Annotated in this window: 18 protein-coding genes; 12 read left to right on the top strand and 6 right to left on the bottom strand. The window is 56.4% G+C overall.

The features are described from left to right. The 10 genes from glmS (at window position 1) to IEC33019_RS27080 (ending at window position 10,410) form a co-directional block, all read left to right on the top strand. Window positions 1-1,836 (top strand): glutamine--fructose-6-phosphate transaminase (isomerizing), encoded by a 1,836-nt coding sequence (gene glmS, locus IEC33019_RS27125; protein ID WP_070091289.1) that lies wholly within the window; start codon window positions 1-3, stop codon window positions 1,834-1,836. A 470-nt stretch (window positions 1,837-2,306) separates the two neighbouring features. Further along, entirely contained in the window at window positions 2,307-3,071 is a 765-nt protein-coding gene (locus IEC33019_RS27120) for a COG4705 family protein (RefSeq protein WP_099594105.1), read from the top strand. 16 nt (window positions 3,072-3,087) lie between these two features. After that, window positions 3,088-3,510: a hypothetical protein gene (locus tag IEC33019_RS27115; protein ID WP_070091287.1), complete on the top strand. Its 423-nt coding sequence runs from the start codon at window positions 3,088-3,090 to the stop codon at window positions 3,508-3,510. A gap of 78 nt (window positions 3,511-3,588) precedes the next feature. Next, window positions 3,589-4,254 (top strand): response regulator, encoded by a 666-nt coding sequence (locus IEC33019_RS27110; RefSeq protein ID WP_070091286.1) that lies wholly within the window; start codon window positions 3,589-3,591, stop codon window positions 4,252-4,254. Next, entirely contained in the window at window positions 4,230-5,594 is a 1,365-nt protein-coding gene (locus IEC33019_RS27105) for an ATP-binding protein (RefSeq protein ID WP_070091285.1), read from the top strand. Before IEC33019_RS27110 ends, IEC33019_RS27105 begins: the two co-directional genes overlap by 25 nt. Window positions 5,595-5,851: 257 nt before the next feature. Beyond that, entirely contained in the window at window positions 5,852-6,172 is a 321-nt protein-coding gene (locus IEC33019_RS27100) for a hypothetical protein (protein WP_070091284.1), read from the top strand. A 35-nt stretch (window positions 6,173-6,207) separates the two neighbouring features. Further along, window positions 6,208-7,893 carry a phosphoethanolamine transferase gene (locus tag IEC33019_RS27095; protein ID WP_070091283.1) on the top strand — a complete coding sequence of 562 codons (1,686 nt, stop codon included), beginning with the start codon at window positions 6,208-6,210 and terminating at the stop codon, window positions 7,891-7,893. Window positions 7,894-8,017: 124 nt separating this feature from the next. Continuing rightward, window positions 8,018-8,692, top strand: coding sequence for a response regulator transcription factor (locus tag IEC33019_RS27090; RefSeq protein WP_070091282.1), 675 nt, complete (start codon window positions 8,018-8,020; stop codon window positions 8,690-8,692). Between the two features lie 174 nt (window positions 8,693-8,866). Then, window positions 8,867-9,553, top strand: coding sequence for a histidine phosphatase family protein (locus IEC33019_RS27085; protein WP_139139860.1), 687 nt, complete (start codon window positions 8,867-8,869; stop codon window positions 9,551-9,553). 2 nt (window positions 9,554-9,555) lie between these two features. Next, the gene (locus tag IEC33019_RS27080) at window positions 9,556-10,410 is read left to right on the top strand and encodes a phosphatase PAP2 family protein (RefSeq protein ID WP_070091281.1); all 855 of its coding nucleotides are present in this window, start codon (window positions 9,556-9,558) and stop codon (window positions 10,408-10,410) included. A 331-nt stretch (window positions 10,411-10,741) separates the two neighbouring features. Here IEC33019_RS27080 and IEC33019_RS27075 read toward each other — a convergent pair whose 3' ends face one another. The 6 genes from IEC33019_RS27075 to cynR form a co-directional block, all read right to left on the bottom strand. Continuing rightward, complete coding sequence (locus IEC33019_RS27075; RefSeq protein ID WP_099594102.1) at window positions 10,742-12,385, bottom strand: acetolactate synthase large subunit; 1,644 nt, start codon at window positions 12,383-12,385, stop codon at window positions 10,742-10,744. Window positions 12,386-12,483: 98 nt separating this feature from the next. Further along, on the bottom strand, window positions 12,484-12,876 hold the full coding sequence (locus IEC33019_RS27070) for a Rid family detoxifying hydrolase (protein WP_070093442.1): 393 nt from the start codon (window positions 12,874-12,876) through the stop codon (window positions 12,484-12,486). A gap of 16 nt (window positions 12,877-12,892) precedes the next feature. Continuing rightward, window positions 12,893-13,447 carry a pyridoxamine 5'-phosphate oxidase family protein gene (locus tag IEC33019_RS27065; protein ID WP_070093441.1) on the bottom strand — a complete coding sequence of 185 codons (555 nt, stop codon included), beginning with the start codon at window positions 13,445-13,447 and terminating at the stop codon, window positions 12,893-12,895. 53 nt (window positions 13,448-13,500) lie between these two features. Next, window positions 13,501-14,205 (bottom strand): SDR family oxidoreductase, encoded by a 705-nt coding sequence (locus tag IEC33019_RS27060; RefSeq protein WP_070093440.1) that lies wholly within the window; start codon window positions 14,203-14,205, stop codon window positions 13,501-13,503. Between the two features lie 104 nt (window positions 14,206-14,309). Continuing rightward, the gene (locus IEC33019_RS27055; protein ID WP_070093439.1) at window positions 14,310-15,197 is read right to left on the bottom strand and encodes a LysR substrate-binding domain-containing protein; all 888 of its coding nucleotides are present in this window, start codon (window positions 15,195-15,197) and stop codon (window positions 14,310-14,312) included. 163 nt (window positions 15,198-15,360) lie between these two features. Further along, a complete protein-coding gene (gene cynR / locus IEC33019_RS27050) occupies window positions 15,361-16,257 on the bottom strand; it encodes a transcriptional regulator CynR (protein WP_070093438.1) in 897 nt (298 codons plus the stop codon). Window positions 16,258-16,368: 111 nt separating this feature from the next. On the opposite strand from cynR, the gene IEC33019_RS27045 reads away from it, so the two are divergent. Beyond that, window positions 16,369-17,028: a carbonic anhydrase gene (locus IEC33019_RS27045; RefSeq protein WP_070093437.1), complete on the top strand. Its 660-nt coding sequence runs from the start codon at window positions 16,369-16,371 to the stop codon at window positions 17,026-17,028. A gap of 30 nt (window positions 17,029-17,058) precedes the next feature. Further along, window positions 17,059-17,529, top strand: coding sequence for a cyanase (gene cynS / locus IEC33019_RS27040; RefSeq protein WP_070093436.1), 471 nt, complete (start codon window positions 17,059-17,061; stop codon window positions 17,527-17,529). Window positions 17,530-17,614 lie beyond the last annotated feature (85 nt).

Below are 17,614 nucleotides of genomic sequence, written 5' to 3'. Positions count from 1 at the left end.
ATGTGTGGAATCGTCGGTGCCGTAGCCGAGCGTAATATCACTGCCATCCTCATCGAAGGGCTCAAGCGCCTGGAGTACCGCGGGTACGACAGCGCTGGCCTGGCGGTTCTGACTGCCCAGGGCGTTCTCGAGCGCCGGCGTCGCATTGGCAAGGTCAGCGAGCTTGAAGCCGCTGTTGCCGCCGACCCCTTGGCGGGTCAGCTCGGGATCGCTCACACCCGCTGGGCGACCCATGGTGCCCCAACCGAACACAACGCCCACCCGCACTTCTCCGGCGACGACGTGGCGGTTGTTCACAACGGCATCATCGAGAACCACGAAGCCCTGCGTGAAGAACTCAAGGGCCTGGGCTATGTCTTCGCATCGGAAACCGATACCGAAGTCATCGTGCACCTGATCCATCACATCCTGAAATCCGTCCCCGACATTACCGACGCCCTCAAGGCAGCCGTCCAGCGCCTGCACGGTGCCTACGGCCTGGCATTGATCAGCAAGCACCAGCCGGATCGTTTGGTCGCCGCTCGCAGTGGCAGCCCGCTGGTGATCGGCCTGGGCCTGGGTGAGAACTTCCTGGCCTCCGACCAACTGGCACTGCGCCAGGTCACCGACCGCTTCATGTACCTGGAGGAGGGCGACATTGCCGAGATCCGCCGTGACCAGGTGAGCATCTGGGACCAAGCCGGCCACAAGGTTCAGCGTGAGACCGTGCAGTATCACGAAGGGGCCGAGGCCGCGGACAAAGGCGCCTACCGCCACTTCATGCTCAAGGAGATCCACGAGCAGCCGAGCGTCGTCCAGCGCACGCTGGAAGGTCGCCTGGGCAAGGACCACGTCATGGTCCAGGCCTTCGGCCCGCAAGCCGCCGACCTGTTCGCCAAGGTGCGCAATGTCCAGATCGTCGCCTGCGGTACCAGCTACCACGCTGGCATGGTCGCCCGTTACTGGCTCGAAGAGCTGGCCGGGATCCCGTGCCAGGTCGAAGTCGCCAGCGAGTTCCGCTACCGCAAGGTAGTGGTACAGCCGGACACCTTGTTCGTCTCTATCTCCCAGTCCGGTGAGACCGCCGATACCTTGGCCGCCCTGCGCAACGCCAAGGAGCTGGGCTTCCTGGGGAGCCTGGCGATCTGCAACGTGGGCATCAGCTCGCTGGTGCGCGAGTCGGACCTGACCCTGCTGACCCTGGCTGGCCCGGAAATCGGCGTGGCCTCGACCAAGGCCTTCACCACCCAGCTGGTTTCGTTGATGCTGCTGACCCTGGCCCTGGGCCAAGTGCGTGGCACCTTGCCGGCTGGCGTCGAGGCCGAGCTGGTGGAAGAACTGCGCCGTCTGCCCACGCGCCTGGGTGAAGCACTGGCGATGGACAGCATCGTCGAAAAGACCGCCGAGCTGTTCGCCGACAAGCACCACACCCTGTTCCTGGGCCGTGGCGCCCAGTACCCGGTGGCCATGGAAGGGGCGCTCAAGCTCAAGGAGATTTCCTACATCCACGCCGAGTCCTACCCAGCCGGTGAACTCAAGCACGGCCCGTTGGCCTTGGTCGACAACGACATGCCTGTGGTGACCGTGGCGCCGAACAACGAGCTGCTGGAAAAGCTCAAGTCCAACCTGCAGGAAGTCCGCGCCCGCGGCGGCCAGCTGGTAGTGTTCGCTGATGAGAACGCCGGCATGAGCAACGGCGAAGGCACCCATGTGATCAAAGTGCCGCACGTCATCGATGCGCTGGCGCCGATCGTCTATACCATCCCGCTGCAGTTGCTGTCGTACTACGTGGCGGTGCTCAAAGGCACTGACGTCGACCAGCCGCGTAACCTGGCCAAGTCGGTGACGGTGGAGTAAGGCTGTTCACGCGTTTCCCGGCGTGGTTTTCGACAATAAAGTCTGTTGTTGAACAATAAAAATTGTCGTAGCAGGCATGGGAGCCCTCGGCGGCTCCCTATCGTGTGAAAACCCACGCGACTCTTCGAAGAGCGCGTTTCTGCGTGAAATCTGAGAAGGCTTGTTTGTTCCAGCCAACCCAGAGTCCGCGTAAAAAACGCGAAATTTAGGTTGTTTTTCAACCAGCCGAATCGATCTGGCAGTCTTCACACTGCCTGGACCCAAAGCGGACGATCGGAAAGGCAGCTTTTGGCAGTTCCTTGAGCAGAGGCAAGATCCCCAGGGGTCTATTCACGATCCCGCAACGAGTGTCTTGACGCAGCTATCGAATGATCCCGCCCTGGGAGCATTTCAACGTCACTACTCAGGTCCACCTAAGTTTTCGTCCTTAACCTCCCCTCCTGTCACCGCAACAACAGGAGGCAACCGCGATGAATGCACTCAGCACACGCTGGCTCAACAAAGTACCGGAGGTGACACTCGCCTTCTGGATTATCAAGATCATGTCCACCACCGTCGGTGAGACGTTCGCCGACTTTCTCGCTGTCGACGTCGGTTGGGGACTTGGTATCACCAGTGCGGTGATGGCGTTACTGCTGTTCGGGGCACTCATCTTGCAAATGCGCAAGCCTTCGTACGAACCCTGGATCTATTGGTTAAGCGTGGTCCTGGTGAGCATCTTGGGTACTCAGATCACAGACATCTTGACTGACGTACTTGACGTCAGTCTGTACACCAGCACGGCAGTCTTCTCGTTACTGCTGGTGATCAATTTTACGGTCTGGTATGCGCTGGAGCGCAACTTGTCCATCCGCCAGATCGTTACCCCACGACGCGAGCTGTTCTACTGGGCCACCGTACTTTGTACCTTCGCTCTGGGTACCGCGGGCGGGGACTTGGCCACCGAGGCGTTGGGCCTAGGTTTTGGTATTGGGACGCTGATCTTTGGCGCCCTGATCGCAGGCTGCCTGATCGCGTGGCGGTTGGGCACCAACACAGTCTTGGTCTTCTGGGTCGCTTACATCCTCACCCGCCCGCTCGGTGCCTCGCTGGGTGACTTGCTTACTCAATCTCGCGAATACGGTGGCCTTGGCATGGGAGCCACGTGGACCAGCGCAGTCTTCCTTAGCGTCATTTTCATGTTGGTTGGCGTTGCCCAGATCGGTGCCGTCCAGTCCAAGCGACTTGCTCCCTGAAAAAGAGGTATATCCAATGATTTCGAACCGTGCGCTACTGACCGCTCTGGCAGTTACCTTCGTTGTCTCAGCTCTTGGAGCAACCCAAGGGTGCACCAAGGCGGATGATCCTCAGCCGACCAGCTCCGGTATCCATACCTCGACCAAGCTGGGCGATCTCAGTGCATTTCGTGTAATCGCTCAAGATGTCGCGGCCAAGGTGGACGCTCAGGACCTAGCGGGCGCCAAGATCCGGATAAAAGATCTGGAAAAGGCCTGGGACGATGCTGAAGCGGGCATCAAACCTCGTGCGGCCAGTGACTGGCACTTGCTGGATAAGGCCATAGACCGCTCACTCGACGCGCTTCGCGCGAGTCCGCCTCAACAGGCTGATTGCAAGGCCGCGATGGAGACACTGCTCAAGACGTTCGATACGTTACAAGGCCCACGACAGGGCTGAGATGGAGCAGGGCGATTGGCTTTCAGTAAAGCGCCATGAAGGCTATCGTTCTTTCATCTTTCAACCTCTGGGAACTCAATGCGAATACTGCTGGTCGAGGATGACTCGATGATCGCCCAAGCGCTCCAGGCTGCACTGGAAGCTGCGGGGTATGCCGTGGATTGTGTCGATAACGGCTTGACTGCCGAGACAGCGCTGCTTGCGCACGACTATGACCAGGTACTGCTTGATCTCGGGTTGCCTGGGCAGGATGGCCTGCAATTGCTGCAGCACCTTCGTGCGGCGGATAACCCTGTGCCGTTACTCATCATCACTGCTCGTCCAGGGCTAGATGATCGCTTACGAGGACTGGATGGCGGTGCGGATGATTTCTTGCAAAAGCCTTTCGAAATGGCCGAACTGCTTGCCAGGATGCGCGCCGTCATGCGCCGTAAGGGCGGGCGCGCTGCACCCGAACTGACTAATGGCATGGTTACCCTGGACCCTGCCTCTAAATGCGCGCACGTTTTGGGTCAGGACATTGTGCAACTGTCCAACCGCGAATTTGCGTTACTACAGGCCTTGCTCGTGCGACCCGGCGCAATCCTATCGCGCGCAGAACTTGAGGACAGACTTTACGGTTGGGGCAACGAAGTTGAGAGCAACGCCGTAGAGTTTCTCATCCATGCTCTGCGTCGTAAGTTGGGCAAGGAGGTCATTCGCAACGTCAGGGGGTTGGGATGGATGGTCTCAAAAGGCGTTTGAACCATTCATTGCAACTGCGTTTATCGTTGGCCCTGTCCATCGCGATCCTACTGGTCGCCATCATTACGGGGGCCTTCAGCTACGTTTCAGCCTTCGATGAAGCGCTGGAGTTCCAAGATAACAGCTTGCGACAAGTTGCAGCGCTGTACACGCGGCAAGGCATGACCTTTCGCTATCCAACTAAACGGGTCGCCACGACGGGCGATGACGAGGAAACCAGGATTGTCATTCAGTATGTAGAAGACGGTTCAAAGGTTAGCCATGGCGATGACAGCCAGCTACCACTGCCTATCCCAACTTCCATTGTCGATGGGATATCCACTGTTAAGGTAGGGGATGAACCATTTCGCGTTCTGGTTGGCCAGGATGCCGCAGGTGCGCGCTTCGTTGTGGCCCAGGAAATCGATAGCCGTAATCGTGATGCGCGCGATAGCGCGTGGCGTGCACTGCTGCCTTTCGCCATCCTGATTCCCATTTTATTGCTGGTAGTCGCCAATCTGATTCGAAAACTGTTCAAACCTATTGCCGCCGTAGCCGCTTTGCTAGATAGCAGAGAGGAACAGGATCTCGACCCGATCGATGACCAAGCACTTGCCAGCGAAATTCGCCCTTTCGTGCATGCGATTAACCGGCTGCTCGGACGTGTTGCACGGACCCTAGAGGGGCAGAGGCGATTTGTCGCTGATGCTGCTCATGAACTGCGCACTCCGCTGACGGCGCTGTCGCTGCAGACCGAGGGGTTGGAAACCGAGTTAATGTCCGCAGGGGCTCAGGCTCAAGTTAAGCAACTGCGCCGTGGTATCTCCAGGAGCCGCAAGCTCGTTGAGCAGCTACTGGCATTGGCAGGGGCACAACTCGGGTCACAACCCGCAGAGAGCGTATCGCTCCATGATGTCTGCCGATTGGTGCTGGAAGACCTCATGCCGCTGGCAGAGCGAAAGCAACTCGACATTGGCGTCGAGGGAGAAGATGTCCGTTTGATCATTCGTGAAGTCGAGCTTCGCGCAGTCATCAAGAATCTGGTCGAAAATGCCATTCGTCATACGCCAGTAGGTGGACATGTCGATGTGCAGATGAACAAGACTGCAGGAGTCGCAGAACTCAGTGTTCTGGATACTGGTCCTGGCATCGCGCCAGAGGAATGGGAGCGCGTGTTCGATCCGTTCTATCGAGGCCAGGGAATTCAGGAGGAAGGCTCCGGGCTCGGACTGTCTATCGTGCGCACCATCGTTCAACGTACGGGGGGAATGATAGACATGGGCTTCATCGACACCGTGAATCTTCAGGGGTGGTGTGTACGTTTGCGCTGGCCCCATCCGACAGTCAAAGCAGATCCATAAGTCCGTGAGGCGGCTGTCCTGGCTCAGCGATAAACTGTTGGGCATTCATTGCTGACATTACCGCATTGTCGCTCAGTGCTCAGGTAAGCTCCCCGCTTGCTCTTGGGCGATCGATTCGGTGCAGTGCATGGCGATTTTTCTATTAATCTGGCCTGTGCACCGGGCATGGATCTCTCGGACATACTTTTTTAACAATTTTTTTATGGTGCAAACCTTAAAAGGTGGGCGTGTGCGTTCGAGCTGAAAGGACTCGGGTCATGCCTGAATCTGTGTTTGCTTATCGATTGCTCTTTCTCATGTTGTTCATGGCATCGAGCATGACGTGGTTTTTCCTTTGGCTAGTGGACTACAGCCGTCAGCGCTCAACTCGGATTCATTTCGGTAAGCGCAGACTTGTTGCGCCCGCGGGACTTACGCTGATTTTGGCCTGTGCAGTGATGGAATTTTTCCGACTTGCAGAGCGCAACATCTTGCTGGTCGCACTGATTTTCGTTGGCTTGGTGATCCCATGGGGACTGATTTTGATCATCAAGTACAGCGTGGTCAGTCCTGGCCGAAAGACGCGCACTAATAACTAGATCGATCATGCCAATCTGTTTGGAGCAGTAGGTGTATGAACAAGGAAGCGGTAACTCACCATAATGGCGTTTTGGTGAGAAAGTGTCTCAATCCTATTGGCATGATAGCGCTGGTCGCCTTGTGGATGACAGTGGCAGTCAACTCGGTGTTCTGGTCCACCGTCTGGCGAGCTATTGATGGGTTCAATAATGGAAACCCGTTGTTCCTGCTGAGCCTTCCTGTTTTTGTGTTCGCCTGGCACTTCATCCTTCTCTGGGCACTGTGCTGGGGGCGCCTGCTACGCCCTATGTTGGTCCTGTTGATCGTTATGGCTTCTGTGGCGAGTTACTTTATTTCTCGCTATGGCATTGTCATCGACGCTTCGATGTTAATGAATGTTCTCCAGACGGACCCCGCCGAGGCTCGCGACCTCCTGACACCTGGTTTGGCCTTCTGGCTGCTCGCAACAAGCGTACTGCCAGGTCTGGTTATTTATCGCCTGCCGCTGACCTCCCCCCTCCGGCAGCGACAGGCCATTTGGCGTTTGGGCAGTTTGGCGCTCGTCGTGGCCATGGTCGGCGTGATCCTGGCAACACAATATCAGTCCTATGCATCACTACTGCGTAACAATCGGGAGGTGCGCCTGATCTTGGTACCGTCGAATGTATTGGGGGCTGTTCATAGTTATGCCAAACGCGCCTTCCACACATCTGAGCCTTTTGTACAAGTCGGTACTGATGCGCATCAGCGAGTCGAAGTAGGCGCCACGGATCGACACAAACTGATGGTTGTAGTCGTGGGCGAAACAGCGCGGGCAATGAATTTTTCTCTCAACGGTTATGATCGTGAAACAAACCCTGAACTGGCGCTTCGTCAAGTGCTGAGTTTCAAAAAGGTCAGTTCTTGCGGAACGGCGACTGCGATCTCGGTTCCTTGCATGTTCCAAGATCTAGGGCGTAAAGCATGGAAGAACCAGTACGCCGATAAACGTGAGGGGTTACTGGATGTGCTGCAACATGCGGGCATTTCCGTCCTCTGGCGAGACAACAATTCAGGATGCAAAGGTGCATGCGATCGCGTACCAACTGACGACCTTTCCCATGCAAGTGTCGCGCAAATTTGTAACGCGGACGGCTGCTTCGACGAAGTTCTACTTTCAGGCCTGCAAAATTATCTTGATACGCGTAACGGTGATACTGTCGTAGTGCTTCATATGAAAGGCAGCCACGGTCCAGCCTATTACAAGCGTTACCCTCCAGCGTTTGAAAAGTTTAAGCCCGTCTGCACAGATAGTCAGCTTGATCAGTGTGGGAACCAAAGCATTCGCAATGCGTACGACAATACGCTCTTATATTCCGATCATGTGCTGGCTCAAATTATCGACTTGCTCAAAGAAAATGCTTCAAGATTTGATAGTGCAATGCTTTATGTCTCGGATCATGGTGAGTCACTCGGGGAAAAGGGTGTGTATTTGCATGGTCTACCCTACGCCCTGGCTCCTGAAGAGCAGACACATGTACCGATGATACTCTGGATGTCCCAGCAACTGGCAGCAAGAAGAGGTATTTCGCTTTCCTGCATGGATCAGCAAGCCGGAGCGACGTTGTCCCACGACAACTTGTTCCATTCGGTATTAGGTATCATGAGTGTGCAGACCGCTATTTATCGCGAAAAGTTGGATATATTCCAACCTTGTGAGGCTAACCATATAGCAGGAGTGGAAACTTCGGCTGACAATTAACTCGCGAGAGATAAACTGAGAGATTGAAGTGTCACAATGTATGGTCGGCGCGGCACAGCCTAGGCAGCCGTTCCGACCTGGTCGAACCGGCTTGCTTTAAGCTATGAAAAAATTGTGAGCGACTATGCGTGTATTGGTTGTCGAGGATAATTTAGATATTCTTGCAAACATTGTCGAATACCTGAGTAATCACGGGCTTTCTGTCGAGAGCGCCAAGGATGGCCTGACAGGTTTGCACCTAGCCACCACGAAGAATTATGATTTGATAGTGCTGGATATCATGCTGCCGGGAATGGATGGAAATAAAATCTGTCACACCCTGCGGCAGGAAGGTCGCATTGAAACGCCAATCATCATGCTCACTGCTCGAGATACACTCGAGGATAAACTTCAAGGGTTCAACAGTGGTGCAGATGATTACTTGGTGAAGCCATTTGCTTTGGCTGAATTGCTGGTCCGTATCCAGGCCGTGGTTGGTCGCAGTCGCGGTGCCCGGCGAAACTCCATACAGGTTGGCGATCTCCATTTTGACCTCGATACATTTGAGGTAGTACGTCAGGGGAAATTCATAAAAATTAACCCGATGTGTCGGAAGCTCCTTAGAATATTAATGGAGAACAGTCCGAAGATCGTCAGGCGGGAGAAAATCGAAAAAGAAATGTGGGGCGACTCGATTACGGGCGGGGATAACCTGCGCACCCACATTCATTTGCTTAGGCAGGCTGTGGATCGGCCTTTTTCGAGGCCGTTAATTCACACTGTTCCAGGGATGGGCTATCGCTTGGCTGAGTTGGACTGAGCCTAATAAGCTCTCGTTGTTTTGCTCGTGCATGTGCTTAATAGTGCTCAAGCATAGCCAAGGTTTTTTTCACATCCGCTTCACTCGCCTCCGACAGGTTGGTCTTTACGATGACCGGATATTCGCAGCCTACATGAATGCTGCGAATCCCCATCCTGAATTCGGAGTGATCCTATGCGGCAAGAGCTCGTAGCTCTCCCAACTGGCCACCGCTTAACCCAGTCCATAGGGTCATTCAGCAAAGTTCTGGCTGTCGCATTCGGTTTCCTGGCTGCGGTCGTACTGATCTGCGCGTGGTGCTCAACGCGGACACATGTCCGAGACGTGGTCAATGAGCAGCAGGCCTTGAGTAGCGGGCTCTATGCTGAATGGGCCAAAGGTAACGTTCTCGTTCTGATTCGCCACGCCGAGCGCTGCGATCGCTCTCACAATGCCTGCTTGAATGACCACACAGGTATTACGGTTGCCGGTAGCCAAGTGGCAGCCGAGGTGGGCAAAGGTATTCGCTCCCTAGGTTTACAAAATGTTCAGATGCTCAGTAGCCCTGAGATACGTACACAACAAACCGCACGTTTTATTTTTAACGAGGCCATTCCCACTCAGTACTGGCTCAACCAATGCGATAACCATTTTTCCAGCAATGCCCTCAACAATAAGCACCCTGGTCACAACATGGTGCTGATTACCCATAGTGGTTGCATCGATCAATTGGAGCGCTCCTTGCACGTTCCTGCCTATGAGCGTGCCAGCGCTTATGCCAGCGCGTTGTTTGTCACGGTGGACATGAGCGGTAAGGCCCGAATCTTGGGCCAGATAAATGCCAACAAATGGCGCAACCTGACCACTCACGCAGGGAACTAAGCATGCAACTCCCCCCTCGCACCTCCTTTTACTGGGCCAATTTGGGCGTGCCACTGTTGTTGGCCCTGGCCGTGTTTATTTTTTTCGATCTTACCGAAGCTGACCGGATGATCAGCAATATGTTACTTGACCCGGCAACTGGGCAATTTCCATTACTGCATAATGATTGGTTTGAAAAGATCACCCATAAATGGCCCAGGATATTGCCTGACTGGACCGGTGAGTTAGCAGTTATCGGAGCAATACTGTCGTTCGTATGGCCTCGTTTCTCGAATGCTCCTCAGGCGCCCTTGACACGCCTCCTGGTCACGACTCGAATTGCCCCTTTATTGCGTTTCACCACACGCTATCGTCGTGATTTTCTCTTCATCGTTGTCGCATTTGCCTTGTCCACGGGCGTGATTCACTACCTAAAAAGCCATACGGGCGTTTATTGTCCTGTAGAAACCACACTGTACGGCGGTCAGCATCCACACTTCGAATGGTTCAGTAACTTCAACTGGCTGGAAAAAGCGGGAGATGGCCGTTGCTGGCCTGGTGGGCATGCCTCAAGCGGTTTCACACTACTGGCACTGTATTTTGTCGCCCTACGCCATCGCTGGCCGCACGCGCGCAAGTTACTGCTAGCTATCTTAATGATCGGCTTTGTCTATGGGACGACCCGTGTGCTTCAGGGCTGGCACTACATGTCGCATACCTTTTGGGCGGGTATTTTTGTCTGGCTGACCACATGGGCGACTGCTCTAGGCTTTTTCGGTCGCCTGGCGTTGCAAGCTGGGTCGGAAACCTCAAGCCATAGGCAATCGGTATCTGTCTTCAACGCGCCCTCAACTACTGCCGATACAAGCAACCTATAAGTCTGTGCGAAAAACCTTGATCGCTTCACCCGCGCAAGGTAGCAGGCCTCGGATTTCATGGGCTTCCCGCGACAGTTTTAATTCTCAAGATCCAGCATGGCTGTATGGAAGGATGTTTTACACAACGCGTAAGCCCCCGTATCTACGGGGGCTTACCGTCTCTAGGCTCTGTACGAAAAGCCTTGATACTCGGTGATGCTGCGTTGAAAACAGCCTCGGAATGCTCATTTACAACCCGTAAAGTCGAGCGCGACTCCGACCGTTCCTCGGCTGTTTTCGCCTTGCCTGACCTTCGTCTCAAGACTTTTCATACAGACCCTAGGTCTGGCCTTTACACCGCCGCGCTGCGCTCGCGAAGATCCATGTTCAAGATGCGGTCGTTCTCGCTGTAGTCCACCGGGCAGTCGATCACGTGTACGCCCGGGGTCTTGATGCAGTGCTCGAGCAGCGGCAGCAGGCCTTCGGCGCTTTCGACGCGGTGACCGTTGGCACCGTAGGCTTCGGCGTACTTGACGAAGTCTGGGTTGCCGTAATCCAGGCCGAAGTCGGTGAAGCCCATGTTGGCCTGCTTCCAGCGGATCATGCCGTAGCCGTCGTCACGCAGGATCACCACGGTGATGTGCATGCCCAGGCGGACTGCGGTTTCCAGCTCCTGGCTGTTCATCATGAAGCCGCCATCACCGCACACCGAGATGACCGGACGGTCCGGGTACACCAGGTGCGCCGCCATGGCCGACGGCAGGCCGGCGCCCATGGTCGCCAGGGCATTGTCCAGCAGCACGGTGTTGGGCTTGTGGGCCTTGTAGTTGCGGGCGAACCAGATCTTGTAGATGCCGTTGTCCAGGGCCACGATGCCTTCGGACGGCAGGACGCGGCGGATGTCGGCGACCAGACGCTGCGGGTACACCGGGAAGCGGTCGTCGTCCTTGCCTTCGGCGATCTGCGCTTCGTTGGCTTCGCGGATCGCCAGCAGGCGGGTGAAGTCCCAATGCGAGGTGTCGCCCAGGCCTTCGGCAATCTGCCAGACGGCGTTGGCGATGTCGCCGATCACTTCGATCTGCGGGAAGTACACGGCGTCGACTTCAGCGGAGCGGAAGTTGACGTGGATGACCTCGGTACCGCCACGCACCATGAAGAATGGCGGTTTCTCGATGACGTCGTGGCCGATGTTGATGATCAGGTCGGCCGCTTCGATGGCGCGGTGCACGAAGTCGCCGGACGACAGCGCGGCGTTGCCCAGGAAGCTTGGATGGCGCTCGTCCACCACACCTTTGCCCAGCTGGGTGGTGACGAATGGAATGCCCGTCTTGTCGATCAGTTGCTTGAGAACCTTGGCGGTCATCTTGCGGTTGGCACCGGCGCCGATCACCAGGATCGGGCTGCGGGCGGTGCGCAGTTTCTCGACGGCCGCTTCGATGGCCACGTGCTCGGCCAGCGGGCGACGGTGCAGGCTGGGCTGGATCGGCATGGCATCGGTCTGCTCGGCGGCGATGTCTTCCGGCAGTTCCAGGTGCACAGCGCCTGGCTTTTCTTCTTCAGCCAGGCGGAAGGCTTCGCGCATGCGGGCCGGGATGTTGTCGGCCGAGGCGAACTGGTGGGTGTACTTGGTGATGGGGTCCATCATGCCGCACACATCGATGATCTGGAACCGGCCCTGCTTGGACTTCTTGATCGGCTTTTGGCCGGTGATCATCATCATCGGCATACCGCCCAGGTAGGCGTAGGCGCTGGCGGTCACCAGGTTGGTGGCACCAGGGCCGAGGGTCGACAGGCTGACGCCGGTCTTGCCGGTCAGGCGGCCGTAGGTGGCGGCCATGAAGCCCGCGGATTGCTCATGACGGGTCAGGACCAGCTTGATCTTCGACTTGCGCAGGGATTCCAGCAGGTCGAGGTTTTCCTCGCCGGGAATGCCGAACACATACTCGACGCCTTCACTTTCCAAACATTGCACAACGAGATCGGCTGCCTTGGCCATCTATTTGCCCTGCCACAATCGAGAGTGATTCACGTGGGCAGAAGACGCGATCGCTGCCCAGTGCTGAACTGAAATTTGTCGGTAAGAGAGCGGGTGGATTACCCAGTTTTTTGAGGAAGTACCAGAATGGCGTCAATTGCTACCAATGCATTCAACGCGAGGGCGGAAACCCCCACGGTAGCGCGTGCGGGGAAAGGGGCCTCGAAATAACGGCTCATGATTTCGTTCACGACACCGAAGTGCGAGAGGTCCGTCAGGTAAATGGTGAGTTTTCCAACGTCCGAGAAACTACCGCCTGCGGCTTTTGCTACGGCTTGGAGGTTCTCGAGCACCTGGATGGTTTGGGCTTCAATCCCCTGAGCTAACTCCATCTTTTCAGGATGAAGCGCGATTTGCCCTGTCAGGAAAACCAATTCACCCATGTGGACTGCTTGCGAATACGGGCCGATAGCTTTCGGCGCCTGATCACTGTGGATAGCGATTCTGCTCATTTAAATTGATCCTGTCTTAGGGGGCGATCCAGCCGGCCTGCCAATGCTCGCCTTGCAAAATGAAGCGTGCCCGCTGGTGGATATCCTGGGTAAGATCGAGCCACTCTATTTGTCTTAGTTGGACAGCCAGTAACGCGAAATTTTTGAAGCCATCCATGTGCGTTTCATAGGCTGTTGAAGGTAAAGAAATCGCTTCACCTGGTATGCGCCCATGGCGAAAGAGCGCTTGAGTTCTTCCTCGTGCCTGCTCCCAGTGCTTGGCAAGAAGCGACACATCCGACAACGGTTTACCTAGGCCTTCAATCCGAAGTTGACGCGTGCCAGACGGGTCGACGGAGGTAATACCGACTCTAGGTTCGGCCAGTATCTCTGCAAGCTTCGCCGACCGTTTGTCCACATAAAAGATGATCGACTTCGTAGACTCATCCGCCTGTCGCAAGACAACAGTGCTTACCTTAGGTTGCCCTTCAGTATTGACGGTTGCCAGTTGCATCAAGCGAAATGGATTTGGAATATCGCCAACAGGTATAGATAAATTTGACCATACCTTAGCCAATATCAGATCAAGCATGGCAATCGCCCAAAATGAAAAAGGGCCGCGTACTGCGTGCGGCCCGGAGGCACTCAGACGCTGCGTGTAACCCCGCCATCGACCTTGATGTTCTGGCCGGTAATGTAGGCGGCCCCTTCGCTCGCCAGGAAGGCGATAGTGGCGGCAATCTCTTCACTGGTGCCATAGCGCTTGAGCGGCACACCGTCACGGCGCTCTTCTGTCGCTGGGAGGCTGTCGATCCAACCAGGCAGCACGTTGTTGATGCGAATGTTGTCGGCAGCATACTTGTCAGCAAAGATTTTGCTAAACGACGCCAGGCCGGCACGGAACACTGCAGAGGTTGGGAAGAGTTCGCTTGGCTCGAACACCCAGGCAGTAGAAATATTGATGATCGCACCGCCGTTCTGACGCTGCATGTATGGCGTCACCAGTCGCGTAGGGCGGATCACATTGAGCAGGTATGTTTCCATACCCTTATGCCAATCCTCATCGCTGATCTCGAGAATCGGCGCACGAGGGCCGTGACCGGCGCTGTTTACCAGAACGTCGATACGACCCCATTTTTGAATGACTGCGTCGACCAGGCGTTGCAGGTCTTCGTTGGACTGGTTACTACCGGTTACCCCAATACCTCCCAGTTCTTGCGCCAGTGCTTCCCCTTTGCCTGAGGACGAAAGGATACCGACCTTGAAGCCATCAGCAGCCAGTCGACGTGCTGCTGCTGCCCCCATGCCGCTGCCGCCGGCAGTGACGATTGCTACTTTTTCTACTGACATACATCCTCCTGAGTGAGGCGTGGATGGGTTGTTGGTGAATTGAGACTAGCACCGCCCAGCACTCAGCAGAGAGACATCAACACTTCTTCAATTCAGTAGATTTTTTATAGGCTGGCTTGCTCCATGAGCCATTCCCGCACCGTTTCAAGGGCCGCCGGCTGATGAGCGTTTCGTGGCCAGACCAAGTAGTAGGCTTTCTCCAAACTCATCTGATGAGTCGTCGCCAGCGCTAATCTGCCCGCTTCTATATCGGCTTTGACAAAGTAGTAGCTAGCCAAGGCCAACCCTTGTCCTGCTGCTGCTGCCTCAATAGCTAATACCGTCTGATTGAACCGTGTATTTCTGAAGGGCAGGGGCAAGGCACTTTCGAAGGCCTGTTCAATGAACGCTGGCCAAAAATTGTGTGCGTCATGCAGCAGTGTGTATTCCTGGAGCTTCTCTACGCTCTCGGGTCTACCGAGTTTTTCAATCAATGCCGGACTACCTACCGCAACGATACGTTCAGGCAAGAGCAGTTTGGCATTGAGCATGTTCTCGAAAGGCGCCCGTCCGTAACGAACAGCGAGGTCCGCTCCATCAGGTCGGAATTGAGAAACTCGGTCTGTGGCCAATACCTGCAGATTGATCTGAGGGTGCACAACTGAGAACGAAGACAGCCTAGGTATCAGCCACTTCGCCGCAAACGTAGGCGTGACACTGACAGTAAGATCCAGATCATCTGGTTTGAGGGCCTCAGTGGCCGTGCTGATCAAGGCGAAGGCCTCACGAATGGCAATGCTGTAGGTCCTGCCCGGATCCGTCATACGCAACCCCCGGGGCAGTCGCTCGAACAGCTTCAATTCGAGCATCGCCTCAAGCCCTCGAATCTGCTGCGCCACAGCAGCCTGCGTCACTCCCAGTTCCTCGGCGGCCAGCCGGAAATTCAAATGGCGGGTCACCACTTCAAAGACCCTTAGCGCGTTAAGGGGCGGCAAGGACGAATGTCTGTTCATGATGATTTTTCTACTGACACTCGAATGATCTCCTGTCTCGCTGGGAACGACTGAGCGCAGTCATACAGTTTCTGAGGCTACGTCGAAGAAACATGGAAAGGAACCCTGTCAGTAGAAAACCAGCAGAGGGCTTCATGAAGCAATCAGCCGCCTTTACGTCCTCCTAACTCGAGTGCTTTTCCAAGCCTCCGGCCACCGCCCTGGCCAGTTCGATGAACGCCCGTGCCGCCGCGCTCTGGTAGGCGCCCTTGCGCTGCATGAGCACGGCGGTGCGCTGGAGTCGCAGCGGGTCCAGCTCTAGGGCGATCAAATCGTCGTGGGCGAGGGCGATGGTGGCGGGCAGCAGGGTGGACAGCGTGGTCCGACGGACCACTTCGATGACCGCGCTGATGGCGTTGGCCTCCATCAACACGCGAGGGTGAATGCTGTGCTGGTGGCAGTAGCGGTCGATCTGTTCGCGGGTGGCGAACTCGCTGCTGAGCAAGATCAGCGATTCAGCATTCAAGGCCTCAGGCCCGATGGCGCGTTGCCCGGCCAGGGGATGCTTTTCACCCACCACCAGGGCGAGGGTTTCGACCAGCAGCGGGTAGGCTTCGATGTCCTGGGCATGCACTTCTTCGAAGGCGATTCCCACATCCAACTCGTCGGCCAGCAGGCGTTCTTCCATGTGCTCCTGGGCGATTTCGCGCACGTTCAAAGTGATGTTCGGATAGCGGCTGTGGAAGGCTTCGACCAATGGGCCCACCAGGTAGGTGGTGAAGGTCGGCGTGACGGCCACCCGCAGCGAACCTCGGCTCAGATCAGCCACGTCATGAATGGCGCGCTTGCCTTCTTGCAATTGCTCGGACGCCTTTTGTGCATAACGCAGATAGACCTCTCCGGCATCGGTCAGCCGGGTCGTGCGGCCAGAGCGGTCGAACAACTGCGCACCGAGGCTTTCTTCCAGCTGCCTGACCTGCTGCGACAGGGCCGGCTGTGAAACATGCAGGGCTGCGGCAGCGCGGGTGAAGCTCTGGTGTTGTGCCACGGCTAGAAAGTACTGAATGTGCCGAGCCAGCATGTGTTGATCTCATAAGATTATCTGATGCTGTGCATCATAAATGAGACTTTTACCTTATCAAATGGGCTGCGTAACCTCTGCCTCATCGCATCGCGACCTGAGGAATCAGCCATGAAAGACATCATCGACGGTTTTCTGAAATTCCAGCGAGACGCCTTCCCCGAGCGCGTGGGCCTGTTCAAGAACCTGGCCACCCAGCAGAACCCGCGGGCGCTGTTCATCTCTTGCTCGGACAGCCGGCTGGTACCGGAGCTGGTCACTCAGCGCGAGCCGGGTGATCTGTTCGTCATCCGCAACGCCGGCAACATCGTGCCTTCTTATGGTCCCGAGCCCGGTGGTGTGTCGGCTTCGGTGGAGTACGCCGTCGCCGCGCTGCAGGTCTCGGACATCGTGATTTGTGGCCACTCCGATTGCGGCGCCATGACAGCCATCGCCACCTGCAAGTGCCTGGACCACATGCCTGCCGTGGCCGGCTGGCTGCGCTACGCCGACTCCGCCCGGGTAGTGAACGAGGCGCGCAGCCACAAGGATCCCCAGGCGAAGGTCGAGGCCATGGTGCGCGAGAACGTGATTGCCCAGTTGGCCAACATCCAGACCCACCCATCCGTGCGCCTGGCCCTGGAAGAGGGGCGTGTGGCGCTGCATGGCTGGATCTACGACATCGAAAGCGGCTGCATCGACGCCTTCGATGGCCATACCGGTCGGTTCGTCTCACTCGCCAGCAATCCCAATGTCCGCGCTGTGGCCCCTCAGTTGCAGCGCGCTGTGTGAATTCCTTACATCCACCACGGAGATATCACCATGATCCAGTCTCAAGTCAGCCAGAATGCCCGCGTTGCCCTGACCGAAGTCATCCTTCTGTCCAAGGCTCGCAAGGATCTGTCCTTCGCCCAGATCACCGAAGGCACCGGCCTGTCCGAAGCGTTCGTCACCGCCGCGCTGCTGGGGCAGCATCCACTGCCTGCGGAAGCTGCCCAGGTTGTAGGTGAAAAGCTGGGTCTCGACAGCGACGCCGTGGCGCTGCTGCAGACCATTCCGCTGCGCGGCAGCATCGAAAATCGCGTACCCACCGACCCGACCATCTACCGCTTCTACGAGATGCTGCAGGTCTACGGCACTACCCTGAAGGCACTGGTCCATGAGAAGTTCGGCGACGGCATCATCAGCGCCATCAACTTCAAACTGGACGTGAAGAAGGTCGAAGATCCAGAAGGTGGCTCCCGCGCGGTGATTACCCTGGACGGCAAGTACCTGCCGACCAAGCCGTTCTGATCATTCGTAGGCAAAGCGCAGCTAGAAAAAGAAAAGGGCGAACAGTGATGTTCGCCCTTTTCTCGTCTACCGGTTGACGCGATCT

The organism is Pseudomonas putida (genome assembly GCF_002741075.1).
GTDB classification, from domain to species: domain Bacteria; phylum Pseudomonadota; class Gammaproteobacteria; order Pseudomonadales; family Pseudomonadaceae; genus Aquipseudomonas; species Aquipseudomonas putida_T.
The sequence above is the reverse complement of the archived record's forward strand: the minus strand, read 5'-3'. Positions and strand labels throughout refer to the sequence as shown.